General features: G+C 30.0%; 8 protein-coding genes and 1 pseudogene. 2 read left to right on the top strand and 7 right to left on the bottom strand.

The annotated features are described in order from the left end of the window. Positions 1 to 18 precede the first annotated feature (18 nt). From F0000_RS23245 to F0000_RS23235, 3 genes are all read right to left on the bottom strand, one after another. Positions 19 to 1,296 (bottom strand): glycosyltransferase, encoded by a 1,278-nt coding sequence (locus tag F0000_RS23245; protein WP_149627120.1) that lies wholly within the window; start codon positions 1,294 to 1,296, stop codon positions 19 to 21. 70 nt (positions 1,297 to 1,366) lie between these two features. Beyond that, the gene (fabD, locus tag F0000_RS23240; RefSeq protein WP_149627119.1) at positions 1,367 to 5,764 is read right to left on the bottom strand and encodes an ACP S-malonyltransferase; all 4,398 of its coding nucleotides are present in this window, start codon (positions 5,762 to 5,764) and stop codon (positions 1,367 to 1,369) included. A 176-nt stretch (positions 5,765 to 5,940) separates the two neighbouring features. Then, the gene (locus F0000_RS23235; RefSeq protein ID WP_149627118.1) at positions 5,941 to 9,561 is read right to left on the bottom strand and encodes a non-ribosomal peptide synthetase; all 3,621 of its coding nucleotides are present in this window, start codon (positions 9,559 to 9,561) and stop codon (positions 5,941 to 5,943) included. A gap of 750 nt (positions 9,562 to 10,311) precedes the next feature. Between F0000_RS23235 and F0000_RS23225 the strand changes: the two are divergent. Both F0000_RS23225 and F0000_RS28695 read left to right on the top strand, forming a co-directional pair. Continuing rightward, positions 10,312 to 11,216, top strand: a pseudogene (locus tag F0000_RS23225) (IS4 family transposase). Positions 11,217 to 11,325: 109 nt separating this feature from the next. After that, positions 11,326 to 11,478, top strand: a complete 153-nt coding sequence (locus tag F0000_RS28695) for a transposase (protein ID WP_223148938.1) — start codon at positions 11,326 to 11,328, stop codon at positions 11,476 to 11,478. 314 nt (positions 11,479 to 11,792) lie between these two features. On the opposite strand, the gene F0000_RS23215 is transcribed toward F0000_RS28695, so the two are convergent. From F0000_RS23215 to F0000_RS23200, 4 genes are all read right to left on the bottom strand, one after another. Further along, on the bottom strand, positions 11,793 to 13,466 hold the full coding sequence (locus F0000_RS23215; protein ID WP_149627116.1) for a MupA/Atu3671 family FMN-dependent luciferase-like monooxygenase: 1,674 nt from the start codon (positions 13,464 to 13,466) through the stop codon (positions 11,793 to 11,795). 198 nt (positions 13,467 to 13,664) lie between these two features. Then, the gene (locus tag F0000_RS23210) at positions 13,665 to 13,925 is read right to left on the bottom strand and encodes an acyl carrier protein (RefSeq protein ID WP_149627115.1); all 261 of its coding nucleotides are present in this window, start codon (positions 13,923 to 13,925) and stop codon (positions 13,665 to 13,667) included. Between the two features lie 14 nt (positions 13,926 to 13,939). Beyond that, the gene (locus tag F0000_RS23205; RefSeq protein WP_149627114.1) at positions 13,940 to 15,718 is read right to left on the bottom strand and encodes an acyl-CoA dehydrogenase family protein; all 1,779 of its coding nucleotides are present in this window, start codon (positions 15,716 to 15,718) and stop codon (positions 13,940 to 13,942) included. Between the two features lie 45 nt (positions 15,719 to 15,763). Further along, positions 15,764 to 17,527, bottom strand: a complete 1,764-nt coding sequence (locus tag F0000_RS23200) for a fatty acyl-AMP ligase (RefSeq protein ID WP_149627113.1) — start codon at positions 17,525 to 17,527, stop codon at positions 15,764 to 15,766. Positions 17,528 to 18,041: the final 514 nt, after the last annotated feature.

Genomic DNA, 18,041 nt, shown 5'->3' with positions numbered 1-18,041 from the left:
GAAAAATGAAGGTTTTTACTAGTTACTCTTTACCAATTCATCTAATAATTTGATTGTTAATGCAGAGGGATTATACTTAGCAAATTCAGTTTGTAGTTCTTCTGCTTTTTGTTTAAAGGATGAGTCTGATAAAATAGTTCTCACTGCTTTTTTTATATTCTTTACAGTTTTTTTACCTGTTCCAATATTAATACCGGCTCCGGAATATTGAACACGACTTCCTACTTCCATTTTATCTTCCGTATCGCCAGAAATAATGACAGGAATCCCATGTGCAAGTGCATTTTGAGTACCTCCAAAACCTCCATTCGTGATCATGATATCTATATGCGGGAAAAGATTTCCAAAGGGGATATAAGGTTCTACATATATGTGTTCAGGGAGATTATCTATATTTCCGTTTTCTACGGGGACTAATAAAATAACAATTACGTTTTCATCTTTTAATGCTTCTATCGCTGGATAAATGAGATCATCGTAATTTTTGGCTACGGTTCCCTGATTCACAAGAACAACCGGTCTATCATTATGGATGATCGATCTCCACCAATATGGTTCTACATAATCATGTTTAGGGGGTATCTTTGCAGTTCCTATAAATTTAAGGTTGGATGGCAAATCCTTACGGCGATACTCAACATCAGGTATCGACATTTGAAGTATTAGATCAGGAACTTTAAGTCCTTGTCGTAAGAAGGACTTATTAAAAATAGGTAAGCCAACTTTTACCCTGGTTTTGTTCACATATTCATGAATTTCTTTTAGGACAATTCTATCAAAGATTTTGCTTAAAATATTATTTCTTAGTTTTGTTAAGAATGTTTTTCCAGGCAATAATCCAAACCCAAAAGGAGCCATGTTTTTTCCAGGAATTCCTAATGGTAAAGTAGATATTTGTATATTAGGGATTCCCTCTAATTCAGACAACCAATCACCTGCTACTAAGAAAGAATCGTTAATGATTACATCAGCTTTGAAAGTTTTAAGTACATTTTTTAGTGTTTTTAATACATCCGGTGCAGAATCAAACATGATATGCTTAAAGTAATATTTAACTTGATCGATTCCTTTTTTTGCTTTTAATGCCGGAAAGAAATCGTACAATTCTTTATCGATAGGATCCCATTTTGATGGAAAAGGATGGAAGGTTGCTCCAATCTCCTGTACTTTATCTTTAAAGCGTCTTCCTGCGACGCATACTACTTCATTATTTCTGGCAATAAGTTCTTTCATTATAAAAGATAATTGATTAAAATGACCATCGGCGGGTTCTATAAGCATAATAATTTTGGACATAATTATTGTAAGTTTTAGTAGTGTACTGAAAATGAATATTAATTATATAAATAATTAGCTAAAACAATTTTTAGAATACCATTTCTGGTTGTGTATTATATTCATTTTTGATTTCATCAACCATTTTTATTAATTTGTTACTTCTTATTTCTTCATAAGTTAATATTCCATTATTTAATAAGTAATGGATTGAATCTATCCATTTGACAGGCTTATACAATTGATCACTTAATAAATTGGCAATATTTTCATTTGTATAAGGTAAAGCGGTATAATTAGATATAACCGGTATTTTTAATGGTGAAAAAGTGAACTCTTTTAAGAAATTTCCAAATTCTTCTGCAGCTAATTTCATATGGCTTGAATGCCCTGCTGCTGTAATGAATAAAGGAACTATTTTGATTCCTAAACGAGTAAAAGTTTTAACAGCTAGATACACTCTATCTTCTATTCCTGCAATTACCGTTTGGCTAGGAGAATTATAATTTACTATCTCTATATCATAAAACCCTTCTTCTATCAATATTTTATGTAATTGTTTCTTATCAATTCCTAATACAGCTGCCATACCACCTCCTTTAATATTGTGCATTATATCCGCTCGTTTTTTTACAATTTTTATTCCTGTTGTAAAATCGAAAGTTTCTGCTGCTAGTAAAGCGTTTATTTCCCCAAGACTATGTCCTAATAAATAACTAGGAGTCATGTTTTTGGTTTTTTCTAAATAATGGAGACTATTTACTACAAATACTGCTGGTTGCGTATATTTTGTTTTTGTTAACTGCCAATTATGATCAAAAAGACAAAGCTCTTTTATATCGTATCCTAGTATCGATGAGGCTAATTTAGTTTCGTCAGGATATTTCTGAAATAACCCTTTTCCCATTCCTCTATATTGCGAACCTTGACCTGGAAACATTATCGCTGTTCGCTCTAGCTTCCTGTTTTTTGTTGCTATAGGTATTAAAGATTTGTTGATATGCTTTGCAATTTCGCGAGCATTATCACCCTTTATAATATTCATATGATTTGCTTCAGTAATTAACTGTACCTCACAATTTTGATTCGTTAACTCTATCCAAGGTATTTCAGGTCGTATCGGATCATATTTTTCTCTTCTTTTTTCTGCTTTTAAGAATGTTATTTTTCCATCATAGGGTTTTATTTCTTTGTCATATTTTACTAAAGCAGAAACATTTGCTTTATATATCTTAAACATTTTTTCTAAATGTGAGGGAGTAATTGTGATATCCGAACTTGTATTGCTATAAATATCAGCAGAACCTTGTATTTTTTTTGAGATATATTCCATACGTTCCTGAAATGGTATATTTTTTAGATCTTGTACAGAAAAAACTGTCCCCTCAAACAAAGTTTCAATCATGACTGCTAACAAATCTTCTTCTGATGGTTTTTCATGTGGTATTTCTCTTGCTAAAGGAGTGTCAATTAGTGTTAAAGAACTTACGTTTTTCCCTATCTTATTTAATTGTTGTGCCATTTCATAAGCAACAATGCCACCAAAGGAATATCCTACTAGGTTGTATGGACCTATAGGTTGGTGATTTAATAATGACTTCAGATAATTAGAAGCCATTTCTGAAATACTTTCTGTAGGGTTACTACTATTGTTTAATCCTTTAGCAATAAACCCAATTATTGGAATCGTTTTTTCAATATTTTGTAGTAAATCCTGATATGAATATATATCTCCACTAATGTCATGGATGAAAACTAATGGCGAACGATATTTTTCACCATTTTGTAATACTACTAAGGATGCATCTATTACTTCTGTTGTGGATGACTCTTGTGAAATACTTTTTTGCTTCGTATAATATTTTTTCTTAATATATGAAGCTAATTCATGTATTGTTGGTGTATTGATTAAAATGCTTGTTTGAAGTTCTATATTGAATTTTTGATTGATATTTGATATTACCTTGACCGCCAGCAATGAATTTCCTCCAAATTGAAAAAAATCATCTTGGGTGTTGATTGTATGAATTCCTAGTGAAAATCTATATAGTTCAATAAGCTCTTGTTCTATATCCTCTTTAGAAACAAGAATATCTGTTTTAGATGGTTCAAATATTTTGTTTCCGATGGGTTGTTTAGTATTTGTGTTATCAATATCCCCTTTTTCTTTTTTTATTTGTTCTATCCAATAACGTTTTTTCTCAAAAGAATAAGTAGGAAGAGGTATTCGCTTTCGTTTTTCTTTTTGATAAAACAATTCCCAATTGATGGAGTGTCCTAATAACCAGTTCTTTCCTAATTCTTCATAAACAGTTTTTATTCCTTCTTGCAGTAGTTCTTGCATATCCACCGAATTCATTGTTGCCAATTTTTCAGTGTCAAACTGATAACTATCATCACTTATATTATCATATTTACCGTGATCTCTATAATATGTCCAAAATATTATATCTTCATATAGTTTAGGAGAGAGTTCAATATTGTTATCTAATAAGATTGGGAGTCTTGGTTTTTTGGGAGTCCCGAGCATATCATTTTTTTCCTTATTACATAATATCAGTATAGCTTCTTCAATAGAAAGTATTTTTGTAAAGCAAGCAGATGCGAAAAGATTTTTTCCTTTTGTTATAATTACTTCTGGAATGATTCCTAAATATTCATAGAATTCGAATAGCGATAATGAAATTGCAAAGCTTACTATAGACTGTATTTGTTGAGATTGAATAAATGTATATAGTTCTTCTACTTTCATTGTTCTTAGAAACAATATAGAAATGTCGATAGCTACTATTTCGTAGATCTTCTCTACATTCTTATCACAACTTTCTTTAAATAGAGGTTCTGTATCATATAATTCGAAAAATTGCTCCCATATCATTTTTTCAGGATTTATATTTGGATAAAGAGCTAAGGATTTATCAATAGTATCTTGGCTGTCTGATTTATAATCAATGCTGTCTATATCAAGTTTGTCAATTAATTCTTGAATACTGGAACATATAATAAAACATTTTTTTTGATATGCTTTTCTCCCTACGGCAAGTGTATATGCAATATCTTCAAGTAATCTACTAGTATCATTTTTTAATGAAAGACAAAGTCTTTTTTTGAAATCCTTTAATGCGGTATCTGTTTTAGCAGATAAAGTAACAATTTGTACTGGTCTTTTAGATTCTTCACTATAAATAATAGGAGCTTCACGAACAATTAGATGTGCATTGGTTCCACCAATTCCAAATGAGCTAACACCAGCTCGACAAAGTTGATTGTTATTGTCCCATTTTCTTAGTTTTGTATTGACATAAAATGGGCTTTTGTCTAAATCTATATTTGGATTGACTTTATTAAAATGCAAACTAGGAGGTATTTTTTTATGGTTTAATGCCAATGTTGTTTTAATTAAACCCGCAACACCAGCCGCTACATCCATATGCCCAATATTTGTTTTTACCGACCCAAGAGCACAATATGATTTATTATTTGTTTTCTGTCGGAAAGCATTTGTCAAAGCAGAAAATTCGATAGGATCTCCTATAATAGTACCAGTTCCATGGGCTTCTATGTAACTGATTTCTTCAGGATGTATATCTGCCATTTCTTGTGCTTCTATAATAACATCTGCTTGACCTTGCACGCTTGGTGCTGTAAACCCTACTTTTTCTATCCCATCATTATTAATTGCAGAACCCTCTATAACTCCATAAATGGTATCATTATCCTTTATCGCTTCTGATAGTCTTTTTAGCACTACAATTCCAATTCCTCCACCCATAATTGTACCTTTTCCATCCGCATCAAAAGTCCTGCAATGTCCATCAGGTGATGCAACATTACCTGGTTCATATAAATAACCAGTTCTGGACAGTACCTCTAAAGAAACTCCTCCAGAAATTGCCATATCAGATTCATATGTTATCAAAGATTGACAGGCTTGATGAATGGCTACTAGAGAAGAAGAACAAGCAGTTTTTACACTTATTGAAGGGCCTTTTAGATTAAGTTTATATGATACAAATGAAGAAATTGTATCGTCTAAGTTATATGCTCGGATCTGAAAATATCCTATCCTTTTAGATAAATCATCAATATTTGGTAATACATTATTTATCAAATAACTATTAGCTCCAACACCTAGATATACTCCAGTCCTATCTTCTTGATTTTCCATACCATATCCTGCGTTTTCCAGTGCTTCCATAGAACATTCAAGTGCTAATCGGTGCTGAGGGGATAATATACTAGCTTCTAAAGGGCTAAAACCAAAATAAGAAGCATCAAAAAGATCTATATCCTTAATTAAAGCAGAAGCTTTTACATAATTATCTTTTTCTAATGTTGACTTATCAACTCCTAAATTTATTAATTCAGTATTATTTAAAAATGATATACCTTCTCTTCCATCTTGGAGCATATCCCAAAACTCTAAATGATTTTTTGAACCGGGAAACCTGGATGAAAGACCGATTATTGCTATATCTGTATTTTTCATTTCGTACGTATATGATGGGATTATTGTTAATTTATAAAGATTGATTTCTATAATTTTTCTTTCAAAATAGAAATCTCGAATTCTCAGTTTATTGATATGAAACTCTAATTAATATCTTGCTTATTTTCATTTTTTTGAATTAGAAGTGGTTTAAACTTTTTTCAATTTGCTTATTATTAATTCAGTTTATTAAGAATTTCTCTTCTCTTGTTTCTTCTTTCTTTATTTTTTAATGAAACTTCTTTTATATCCTGTTCGTTTTTATCCAATAAATATTTTGCAAAACTTTGTATCGTAGGATATTGAAAAATATCAACTACAGAAACTTCTTTTTTCATGTTTTTAGCTATTTTTTCAGCAAGGGACATGCTTAATATTGAATTCCCTCCTAATTCCATAAAATTATCTTGAACTCCTATTTTATCTATTGCTAATACTTCTTTCCAGATAGTTACAAGTTGTTTTTCTATACTACTGAAAGCTTCTATATATCTATTAGTGCTTTTAACTTCTATCTTTTTTAGTTGTAAGGCTTTTCTATCAATTTTTCCATTAGGAGTAAGAGGCATTTCATTTATTGGTCTAATAAATGATGGAATCATATATTCTGGTAAAAATTCTGATAAATAATTTTTTATGTCTAATGAATTAATACTTGTTTTATTTTCTGAAAGATAATATGCTACCAGATATTTAACGTCTTTCTTTACTGTTAACACAACAACAGAGGTTTCTATATCTGGATATTTATTAAGAATCATTTCTATTTCTTCTAGTTCTATTCTAAATCCTCGAATTTTTATTTGCTGATCTATACGACCTAAAAACTCAATTGTTCCATCATTTAACCACCTTCCAAGATCTCCTGTTTTATATAATTTACCTTCTTTATATGGATTGTCAATAAACTTTTCTTTGGTCAAATTTTCTCTATTTAGATAGCCTCTTGAAACTCCATGACCTGCAATACATATTTCTCCTGGAACTCCTATTGGTTGGAGGTTTAGATTATCCTTTTCAAGGATATATATTTGTGTGTTACCAATAGGTGTACCTATAGTTTTACTTTTCTTTGTATTTAGGTTTTCTGTGCAAGACCATACTGTAGTTTCTGTAGGACCATACATATTCCATGAAGAAACATTAGTAAGAGATTTTAGTCCTTTAAATATTTCTGGAGGCATGGCTTCTCCTCCACATAATGCTATAAAAGGTCTATTTGGTGTCCAATTTGATTTTAAAAGCATTTTCCAGATTACTGGAGTTGCTTGCATGATTGTACCTTGTTTTTCTTCAATTACTTTTTTTAGGGATGATGGTAATTTAGCATCATCAGAAGAAGTAATTGTAAGTTTTGCACCCGTTATTAATGGTAGGAATAGCTCTAAAATATGGATATCGAATGATATGGGAGTAACACTAATCATACAATCTTTGTGAGTTAGGGGGTATTCAGATTTCATTGCATTTAAAAAATTTACAACATTAGAATGATCTACCATAACCCCTTTTGGTTTTCCTGTAGATCCAGAGGTATAAATTATATAGGCTAAATCAGATGAAGAGGCTAATTCTTTTAAAGTATTATTTTCTTTTATCCAATCATTATCATTCCAGTTTTCTGAAAAAGGAATTACTGTTATATCATTATGTTCTATCTTTTTTAAAATATCAATACCTTCACCTTCTTCTTGTTTAAATAAAATGATATTATTTGATTGATTACCATTTTCGGTTACTATTGAATTTTTAATGATATCTTTAATCTTTTTGGCATCCCAGTTGCTATTAATCGGCACGTATCTACCTCCTATTTTTTGTATTGCCCGAATAGATATAATCATTTCTAAAGACTGTTCTACACATAGACCTACAACAGAATCAGAAATTACTCCTCTGTTAATCAAGTGATTTGCTAAAACATCTATTTTTTTTTGTAATTCACCTGAAGTAGTTATTTCTTTATTATTAACCTGTCCGTTGTTTGATTGGACAGTGCCTAAATAGTCTTGAAATAGAACCAATTCTATTTTTTCATTTTTTAAATAACTTTCTATTTTTTCTTTGTAATTATCCTGGATTACAACTAGTTTAGGCAAAAGTTTTTCATTCCCGTTTAGAATTCCATCCTCTATAATATATCTAATTCTTTTTTCAGGATAATTAGGATCTAAAGGAACATAAGCTCCTCCAGATTTTAGAATAGCCATAATGGTTATTACCATTTCTATAGATCTATCCATAAATACTCCAACTAGTACGCTTTGTTTTACACCTTTATTTTGCAGATATATCGCTAGTTTTTCACTTTGAATCTTTAATTCTTCATAAGTAATTTTTTCATTGTCAAATAGTACAGCTGTTTCATTTGGTGTTTTTTCTACCTGAATATCAAATAACTTATGAATACATGTTTTGTTGGGATAATCCACCGTTGTAGAATTAAAACTAAATAATAATTTATTTTTTTCTTCTTCTTGGAGCATTATCAGGTTATCAATTTTGGTTTCAGGTTTAGAAGTAATTTCAGTAAGTATTTGTTTGAAATATGATAAGTGCCTTTCGATAGAATTTTTTAAGAATAAGTCTTTTCTATATTTCAGAAATATGGAAAGTTTATCTTCTAATTCTAAGACCTCTAATGTATATTCACTTGTTGAGCTTGGCAGAATATCGATAAAGGTTTCTATATTTTGATAATCATTTTTTTCATAATCATTTTGATAAAAGAAAGAAACGGGAAATAATGTTTTAGCATTTCCATTGGTTAATTTTAATTCTGATAATAATTTGGAGTGTGGATATTTAAGATGTCGAATATCTGAATTTATATTTGATTTGATTTGTCTTATTAAATCTAAAACGGTTTGACTACCATCAATTTTTGTCCTAGAAAGCATTACATTAGAGTAATAACCTATACTTTTTCCATATTTTTTCAGAGGACGTCTTCCTTTTGTGGGGATAGACATTATAGAATCTGTTGTATTAGATAATCTATATAGTAAGATTTTAAAAGCAGCTAATAGCAGTATAAATAAATTGATATTATAATCTTTAGCTTTTAATTTTAGATCTTTTACAAATTCTCCTGAGAATGTTATTTGCTCTTGTCCCCCGGATATATTCTTATTAGTTTTTTTTATATCAGAAATACTATCATAAGGGAGTTCTATTCTATTAACAGTATTCTCAAATTTTTTTCTCCAGTATGAAAGATCTTTTAAGCCTTCTTCACTTTTTATATACTTTCTTTCCCAATCTATATAGTCTATAAAATTATGTTCAATAACCTGATCTTCCTCCTCTTTTGCACCTTGATATTCTTGAAATAATTTCGCAAACTCTTGAAATAGTAATATTGATGAAAAGCCATCAATAATAATATGATGTGCAACAAAAAGGAGGTATGTTTTATTATTCTCTTTATCTTGTACAATATGCATACAAAAAGCAGCATTAGATAAATCCAATGGATGGTGTAAAAGTTTTTTTAATTCTTCCTTTATGCTTTCATCTTTATATAATTCTTGAGTGTGTTTTTTAAAAAAATTAGCTACAGGTTTTACTTCCTGAAATAAATTGTTACTTTGGTTATCTAACTTAAATACTGTCCTCAGAACAGGGTATTTTCGTATTAATTTTTCTCCTATTAAATACAATTCTTCATCATTAACAATATGATCAATACTTATAGTTATGGGTAAATTGTATATGGTTGAATCAGGGTTTAATTTTTGTATAAAATAAAGCCCCTTTTGCCCTTCAGAAAGAAAATGTCTTTTAGCGTTAAACATATTTATAGTTTTTTTGATTATTATTTATCCATGGATTAAAAAACTTTTAACAGTTCAGTTTTTAACATATATATATAACCCATGACAAGTAATTATTTGAATTGTTTTATGAAAAATCGGTCTGCTTATTAGTATTTTAATAATGTTTTCACATGCTCAAAGGAAGGTTATAATGTTTATACTGTACTAAGGGTATACACTTATTTACATAGGAATTTTCTCTTTTTTTGAATTTTCAATATATTTTTTAACAAATTGAAAATAGTGTAAACCGCTTCACAGTTATTATGAAACATTCTTTTCTAAAAGCCTCCCAAACTTTGTTAAACCTGGATCATGCAATAGAAAACCTATTACATCTGTGAACTCCTGCAAACCTGCCTGCCGCTGGTTAGCAGTCAGGTACTACCACTTCGCTACTTTTTTTAATTTCGCCATAGCCCTTCGAACCAGCTCAGGGTAAACTGCTATGTTAAAATCAAAAAAGAGCAGTATTCATTGTATCTCACAGCTTTATCACGAAGTTCTAACACATAAAGCAGGTTTAAGTTTATGGGTATATGATATGAAGAAAATTTACTACAAAATTTAAGACCAGTGTCATAATGACAATTAACCGAAAGGGTGAGGTTTCAATAAAAAAGTAATATCATTAGTGGGCACTAAAAATAAATTAAAGTTCTTTGAAATTCTTTGTTAATGGTAGCTGTAGCGATTTTTTGTAGCGTGACGATTTGAAATGATTCACGGATTTTTTGGTTTTTAAAATCAAAAACCACGAACCAAGGAAAATATATATTCGCTCAACTCACCGATTTTTTACCTCGGCGCATTTTTGACAGGATTGTTAAGCAATACGATGGCAATAAGTATGTAAGGAGTTGACATGTTGGAACCAAATGTTATGTATGGTTTTTGGACAGCTAACAGCTAGGGAAAGTATGAGAGATTTGATGTTAAGTCTTGAGGCACATACATCAAAATACTATCATTTAGGTTTTGGTTCATCCATATCAAGGCGTAACCTTGGTAAAGCAAATCAAAAACGTAACTATAAAATCTTTGAAGCATTTGCTTATGTCTTAATTGAAAAAACAAGGGAGAGTTGTTATAAATCAGATTTTGAACTCAATATCAAGGGTAATGTGTATGCTTTTGATTCCTCTACTATAGATTCATGCTTAGGTGTATTTTGGTGGGCTGAGTTTAGAAAAACTAAAGCAGGTATCAAACTTCATACACTTTATGATGTAAAAACATCAATCCCAGCTTTTGTGCATATAACAAATGCTAGAGCACATGATGTCAGTGAACTGGATTTGCTGGTTTATGAAGTAGGAAGCTTTTACGTGTTGGATAGAGCTTATGTTGATTTTGAACGCTTATACCTTTTACACAGGCAACAAGCGTTTTTTGTCACCCGTGCAAAAACCAATATGAAATTTAACCGAATGTATTCTAACACCATCGAAAAAACCAAAGGCATAAAGTACGATCAAATAGGCAAGTTGGCTTCTTATTATACTAAAAAGTCATACCCTGAAAAACTCAGACGTATCAAGTATTATGACAATGAGTCCAAGAGTATATTCATTTTCTTGACTAATAATATGGATTTAAAAGCCGAAGAAATATGTTATACGATTTATAACTAAAAATTTCGCATATTCATCGTTTCTTTTTCCTTTCTACTTCGTTTAAAAAATAAACCGTAGCTATAGCTATGCTTGATTTTTTTGCCTTGCATAAAGAAAAAATAATTCAATGAATTTATACGAATTTTTTAATCACAAATCGTATTATCTCTACAAAAAACGCTGGGAAGTTGAGCTATTTTTCAAGTGGATGAAACAACATTTAAAAATCAAGTCCTTTTGGGGAAATTCGATTAATGCGGTCAAAGTCCAAGTCTATTGAGGGCTAATTGCATATTGTCTTGTGGCGATAGTTGGGAATACTTTAAGAGTTGAACGCTCAATCTACGAAATATTACAAATTTTAAGCATCTCATTACTCGACAAAACTCCTGTAAGAGAGACACTTAGCAAGTGTAATTACAAAAACACCAAAGAACCAAACAGTAAACAATTGAAAATCAATGAGTTTTAAGTACCTACTAATGAAGTAATATTATTAGCCTTCCTTCCCCAACTCCTCTCTTTCAACATCATTAACACGCTATTTTTAATATTCTGTATCTAAAACATTAGGGTAATTATAAACCTCATATTTCACACTATATTTTCAGTAACTTGAGAGACATTTTTATATAGTTTATTAAGATGATTAAGCCCATTCAACACGGTGTTTTCTTCTATACCAAAATCAATTAAGCACCCTATTTCTGTAACACCTATCTCAGAAATTTTGGTTAGAAGCGGTATACAACTTTCTATAGTGCCAAATAACGCAGCTGTGTTCCAATAACGTTCAAAAGCCAGTTCAATAAGTTCATCTAATCTATCTTGATTAATCTTTTCTTGTACTAAGTTTTTCAATAGACCTAAATTAGATTTTAAATAGTTTTTAAAAGGAATTTCGACTGTTTTCTTTACTTCACTTAGTTCAGTTCCTATATAGGTATGAAGCATTAAAGAAATCTTGGCATTATTTTGGTCGTGACCGTTTACTTTTAATTCTTCCTTATATAGACTGATATTTTCTTTTAATGTATTAATATCTTGCCCTAATAGGTGAGTAAGTATATTCGCACCAATTTTTCCTGCTTTTTTAAAAGTTTCTGGGTTTCCTCCAGAAGTTATCCAAATTGGTAATTCTTCCTGAATAGGTTTTGGAAATATCTTAAAAGAAACCTGATCACCTAATCCATTTTTTCTTGATATTTTTTTTCCCGTCCAAAGTTTTTTTAATTCTTTAATTTGATCATACATTATAGTATATCTATTCTCATAATTTTCAGGTATTAAAACAAAGTCATCCGCATGCCATCCTGATGCTATAGATAAAGAAACTCTTCCATTTGAGAGTTTATCTACAACAGACCATTGTTCTGCAACTCTAACAGTATCATGAAGAGGTAATACTACACTACCTGAATGAATTCTTATCTTATCAGTTATAGTTGCAATTGCTGCACCTAATACTGAGGGACTTGGATATATTGCTCCAAATTCATGAAAGTGCCTTTCTGGTAACCAGACAGAAGAAAAATCATGTGCATCTGCAAATTTTGCAGAATCCAATAAAAACCTATAATTCTTATTGTTCTGACTGGTACTTTGGCTTCCAAAATAAAATAAACCAAAACTGAGTTTTTTATTTTTAATTTCTGGAAGTTCTAAGAGTACGGTGTCTCCTTTCTTAAACCTCCAAAACACCTCTGCAAGAAACTCTTCTATAACTAATGATGAATCTATTGTGTTATTATCTGGCAGCTCTAGCTTTGTGTAATCCAAACTAAAGAGTATATCTTTAAAAAAATCGTGAGAAATAGATGTCTTTATTATAGAATTATTATGTTCTTTCAATACCAGATAAGCAAGATCATCTCCTGATACATTTATCGTTTTAGTTTTTTCTGAATATGTATGATAGTTTGTCTTGAACTCTTGGATTTCCTTTATGCCAATAACAGAAAAATTGAATTTATTTATTTCTTGATCTTGTTTTAATGAATCATCATCAATCAAAGTTTTTCCACATTTCCAAATGGCTAAGACACAAATTATAAACCATTCATTTTTAGGCAATTGTATTTTATATGATTCATTTTGATCATTCTTTTTTTTTATTCTTAAATAATTACTGAATTTATTGGATAAAATGTCAATTTCACTATAAGTGAAATGTTTTTTGTTTATTGAAATAGCAATATCTTCCGGGTTTTCTATAACTCTTAGAAAAAATAAATCAGTTGTTGTTTTGATAGAATCACTAGTGATCATTTTGTGAATTTTTTAATAGGTGAATACATTCTCATTTTATATAGAAGTTTGTTTTTAAGTTTACTCATTAATATTGAACTACTATTACTATTTGTAAAGACATCTTAATTTTTAAACTGACATTTCAGAGTGAACTCGAAAAAAAGTACAAACGAAGCTATGCGTAGCAATTTAACGATGGATTATAAATTAGGGTATTTAGATTTTATCTTCTAAGTAATCAAGAATGTCATTTATTGTTGGATAATCCCATAAAATAGTGGATGGTAGTTCTATATTAAATTTTTCTTCGATATCTCCAGAAATCATTATTGCACTCATAGAATCCAGGCCATATGTAGATAATTCTTTGTGTGGAGAAATGTCATTTTTAGTAAGATCCAAATGCTCTGCTATCTTATCTAATAACCAGTCTTCTAATTCAATTAATAACGTTTTATTCTTTATAAATGGTTCCATATTTTTATTTTTTTTTAATTTAAAAGTTGAAAAGGTACAATTGAGAATAACTTATTTTCTCGATGTAGTTTTAGTAAATACTCTGTAGCATTTTCTAAATACTTTTTGTCTAAGTGATTTTTATAGATATTAAATGAGGATAAGGTTCTCTGAATTGATAGTACTAACCACTCTCCCCTTTCAAAATAACTTCCAATATTTTCTCTGTTATAAATCCACATAAAAATACAACTAGCCGCTGTATGTAACTTGCAATAATTTTCTGCAAGATCGAAATATTCTGTTTCTAGATTATGTCCTGATTCTGCTGCAGGTAGTTTTGTTATTTTATTTTCTAAATCTACTAGGATATTAAAAAGGTCAATAGATAAATTAATAATTTCTCTTAATGTTGTTGGAGATAAATTTTGCTTTCCCTTTAATTTTTCTAGTTTAGGAAATATTAATTCTATTCCTTGTAAAACTTCATTATTCCCTTTACTAAAAAGATCTAGTTTATGATATTCAAACTCTGATACTTCTTTGTCTAAAGAAAATATTGTTTCTAACTTATTTTCTAATCGTACATTGGTATGTTGGCTTCTTTTTTTTGCAAGAAATTTTAGTTGTAGTGCTAATGCATGTTTATTAATAATTGTACTACCATCAACAAGACTAATAATCGAATTATATCTCATCATTTTTTGAAATATTCCAAAATCATGTTCATCTCTAAGGTAGAATCTAGAACCTAAAATAACTGAGAGGTTTTGAATATTTTCTTCAACTTTCTTGGGGATATAGTTTTTCACAATAGCAGACCATACACTAAATTGTGAAGTTACCTCATGTAATCCTCTTGATGATGCTATAGCCAGACAATCACAACTGATAGTATCTATAAATATTTTTGCTAACGCATGTCTCGAATGTTTTACATCAAAGACTGTATTCCCATAGAGTTGTCTTTTTAAAACAAAGTTTAATGTGGTTCTGATTGTAGTATCCATAGCTCCCAGGGATAAACCTGCACAAAGAGTTCTTGTAATTTGAAAACCTTTTAATGTAATTTCTAGACCAGCACCTTCTTTACCAACAAGGTCTTGTGATGATAATATTGCTTTATCAAATGATATTCCACTGATATCACATCCTCTTATCCCTAGCGTTTTTATTTTAGGTGAATAAGAATATACATTTTCTGGAAGTTTATCTTTGTCTATTAAAAAAATTGACGAACTACGAGAATCTTTTTTATCATTAGTTCTGGCAAGAACACATATAACATTAGATAAGGTAGCTTTGTTGATAGGCCATTTTTCTCCGGTAAGAGAATATTTGTCTTCATCCTTTATAGCCAATAAACCATTTGCATTAAGATCACTCCCGTGATTTTTTTCTGTCACAGCTAAACAAGAAGATTTACTTTTTTCTATTAATTTAGCAAGTTTCTTTTTTTGTTTTTCTGATCCAGCCAACCAAACAGGTAAAGCTCCTAAAAGAGTATGCTCATCAGTTATAGAAATAGATAAATCTCTTCTTGAAACTACCCGAGATAAAAATAATAATTCTTCAAAGGATTTTAACTTTCCTCCTAAATACTCAGGAATATAATATTTATGATACCCCCATTTGTGTAACTCTTTTATTTCCTGATGAGGAAAAAACTCTTTCTCATCCAAAATTGCTGACTTTTTAAATGAAATAGAAGATTTTTCATCAAATGGATTTTTCAAAAACTGCTCCAATTCTTCAACTTTACAAAGTTTATTAATAATGAAAGGAGTTTTTGTTTTTATGTTGTCTATGGACATTCTATCAAATTTTTACCATTATTTACTAATTTTCTACAAAATTTATTAGCTAAAGAAGACAACAGGTTTTACAGACGTGAATTTTCTATCCAGGTACATTTTTTTTGACGCCAATCTTTGTAATTTTCCACTGCTTGTTTTTGGAAAAGTTGAAGGTTCTAAAAAAACAATCTCCTTAATTCTTAATTGATATTCTCTAAATATTGAATTTTGTACTAATTCTTGAACCTCTTCTATATTAATTTTTTTTCTAAATTCTCGTTTCACTTCCTGCATGATTATTAATTCTTCTTCTCCATTGTTTTCTACAGAAAATGCTGATCCACAACCTTCTCTTAAAGATTCATGAGTAGATTGAACCGTATGTTCTATATCCTGAGGATAATAATTTTTACCTCTGATAATGATTAAGTCCTTCAGTCTTCCAGAGATGTATAGATTATCTTCTATTATAAAGCCTAGATCTCCGGTTCTGAAAAATGGTCCCTTATTATCCTTGGTATAAGCATGAAACACCTTTTTGGTTAACTGTTCTTTTCTCCAATACCCTTTTGATATACTTGGACCATGTATCCATATTTCTCCTACACGATTAAAATCACAAATTTTTAGAGTTTCCGGATCAACAATATAAATTTCGTGATCTTCCTCTTTTGTTCCACATGATATAAATGGAATACTATTCTTATCTTCGTTTACAATGCTTTTTACAATTTTATTTTTAAATGCTTCTTGATCAATCGTTATGTTTTTGAATTCGTGTCCTCTTTTCCCAGAAGAAACTAATAACGTAGCTTCAGCTAAACCGTATACAGGAAAAAATGATGTTTTACTGAAATTAGATTTCTTGAATTTTTCATAAAAATTATCCAAAGTAGATTTTCTTATAGGTTCTGCTCCACTAAATGCAACTTTCCAATTACTAAGATCTAATGATTTTAGTTTTTCTTCTGGTATTCTTCTAGTACATAATTTATAAGCAAAGTCCGGAGCTCCACTAATTATATTTTTCTCCTTTCTTTTAGATATTTCATCTAGCCAGATATAAGGGTTTTTTAAAAATGTAATCGGAGCCATAGTAGTTAATTCTACCCCACTAAATAATGGTTGAAGAATACCTCCTATTAGCCCCATATCGTGGTAAGGAGGTAACCAACTTATAACATGAGAATCTGAATATGTTCCAAAAGATTTTCTAGCTGCGATTAAATTATTTAATAAATTGATATTATTAAGAATTACTCCTTTTGGATTTCCTGTAGATCCCGAAGTGTACTGTAAAAAGACAATATCTGTAGGCTTAATCGGTATTAAATCATACGCTATAATTATTGAGCTATCAATAAGATCTGTTGCAATCCATTCTATCTTTTTTAACCTATTCATACTCGCTCCGTTTTTATTAAGGAGCTTTTCTTCCGAAAATGATTTTACATTGTTTACTATTTTGGAATTACTTAGTGCATATTTAGATTCAGAATCTTTAATGATCATCATTAGCCTTTCTGTATTTCTTCTATCTGGAGGATATGCAGGTACAGGAACAATTCCTGCATACAAACATCCAAAAAAAGCACATATATATTCTATTCCTGGAGGGTATAATAACAATACGCGATCTCCAAATACTAAGTCCGGTTGTTCCTTTAATTGTTGAGCAATTGATTTTGCCCTATTGGATAGTTCCCAATAAGTAATTTCCTGTTTTTTATCTTTAGATTGTAAAAAGGTAATTGCTTTCTTATCGCCCTCTATTTTACCTCTGTAATCTAATATTTCAACAATTGATTTAAAATTTCCTGAGATCATTATAACTATTTTTAAGAGTAAAACTGGATCTTAAATTCATTTATAAAGAAAAAGCAAGTAGTCGTTGATACTCTAAGTGTTTATACCTATATCTGAATAGTTTTTTATAACAAAATCTTATAAAAAAAGCTAAGATTGTAGTTCTACCTATGGTTTGGTTTTCTAAAGACTTCTAATTAATAGATGAGTTGGGAGTGTATTTATATGGATGTAGAAAATGTTTCTAAGTTGAGTACAAAGCTTTGTTGGTATCAGTTGAGTGGTTAAAACCCTGTAATACGATTTACGAATAAAAATTTCGCATCTAATGACATTCTTTTTCTACTATATTTTCTTCATAAAATGAAACAATAGCTATGGCTATTCTTTAATTTGATTCATCAATCTTGGCTATTTCGGAGTGACCGTGCCACCTATTTCGGTCAAATGGTGCCACTTTGAGAGATACTGCAATTATAGTTAAATTTTATTATTATTGGTTTTTTAATTTTCCTTTTCTTAACGATTCACCCAC

Source organism: Aquimarina sp. RZ0, from assembly GCF_008370685.1.
In the GTDB taxonomy this organism is placed as follows: domain Bacteria; phylum Bacteroidota; class Bacteroidia; order Flavobacteriales; family Flavobacteriaceae; genus Aquimarina.
The sequence above is the reverse complement of the archived record's forward strand: the minus strand, read 5'-3'. Positions and strand labels throughout refer to the sequence as shown.

Excerpts from the sequence above, each read along its gene's own strand:
- F0000_RS23245 (WP_149627120.1), bottom strand. The coding sequence starts at position 1,296 with ATGTCCAAAATTATTATGCTTATAGAACCCGCCGATGGTCATTTTAAT.
- fabD (WP_149627119.1), bottom strand. The coding sequence starts at position 5,764 with ATGAAAAATACAGATATAGCAATAATCGGTCTTTCATCCAGGTTTCCC.
- F0000_RS23210 (WP_149627115.1), bottom strand. The coding sequence starts at position 13,925 with ATGGAACCATTTATAAAGAATAAAACGTTATTAATTGAATTAGAAGAC.
- F0000_RS23205 (WP_149627114.1), bottom strand. The coding sequence starts at position 15,718 with ATGTCCATAGACAACATAAAAACAAAAACTCCTTTCATTATTAATAAA.
- F0000_RS28695 (WP_223148938.1), top strand. The coding sequence starts at position 11,326 with ATGAATTTATACGAATTTTTTAATCACAAATCGTATTATCTCTACAAA.
- F0000_RS23215 (WP_149627116.1), bottom strand. The coding sequence starts at position 13,466 with ATGATCACTAGTGATTCTATCAAAACAACAACTGATTTATTTTTTCTA.
- F0000_RS23235 (WP_149627118.1), bottom strand. The coding sequence starts at position 9,561 with ATGTTTAACGCTAAAAGACATTTTCTTTCTGAAGGGCAAAAGGGGCTT.
- F0000_RS23200 (WP_149627113.1), bottom strand. The coding sequence starts at position 17,527 with ATGATCTCAGGAAATTTTAAATCAATTGTTGAAATATTAGATTACAGA.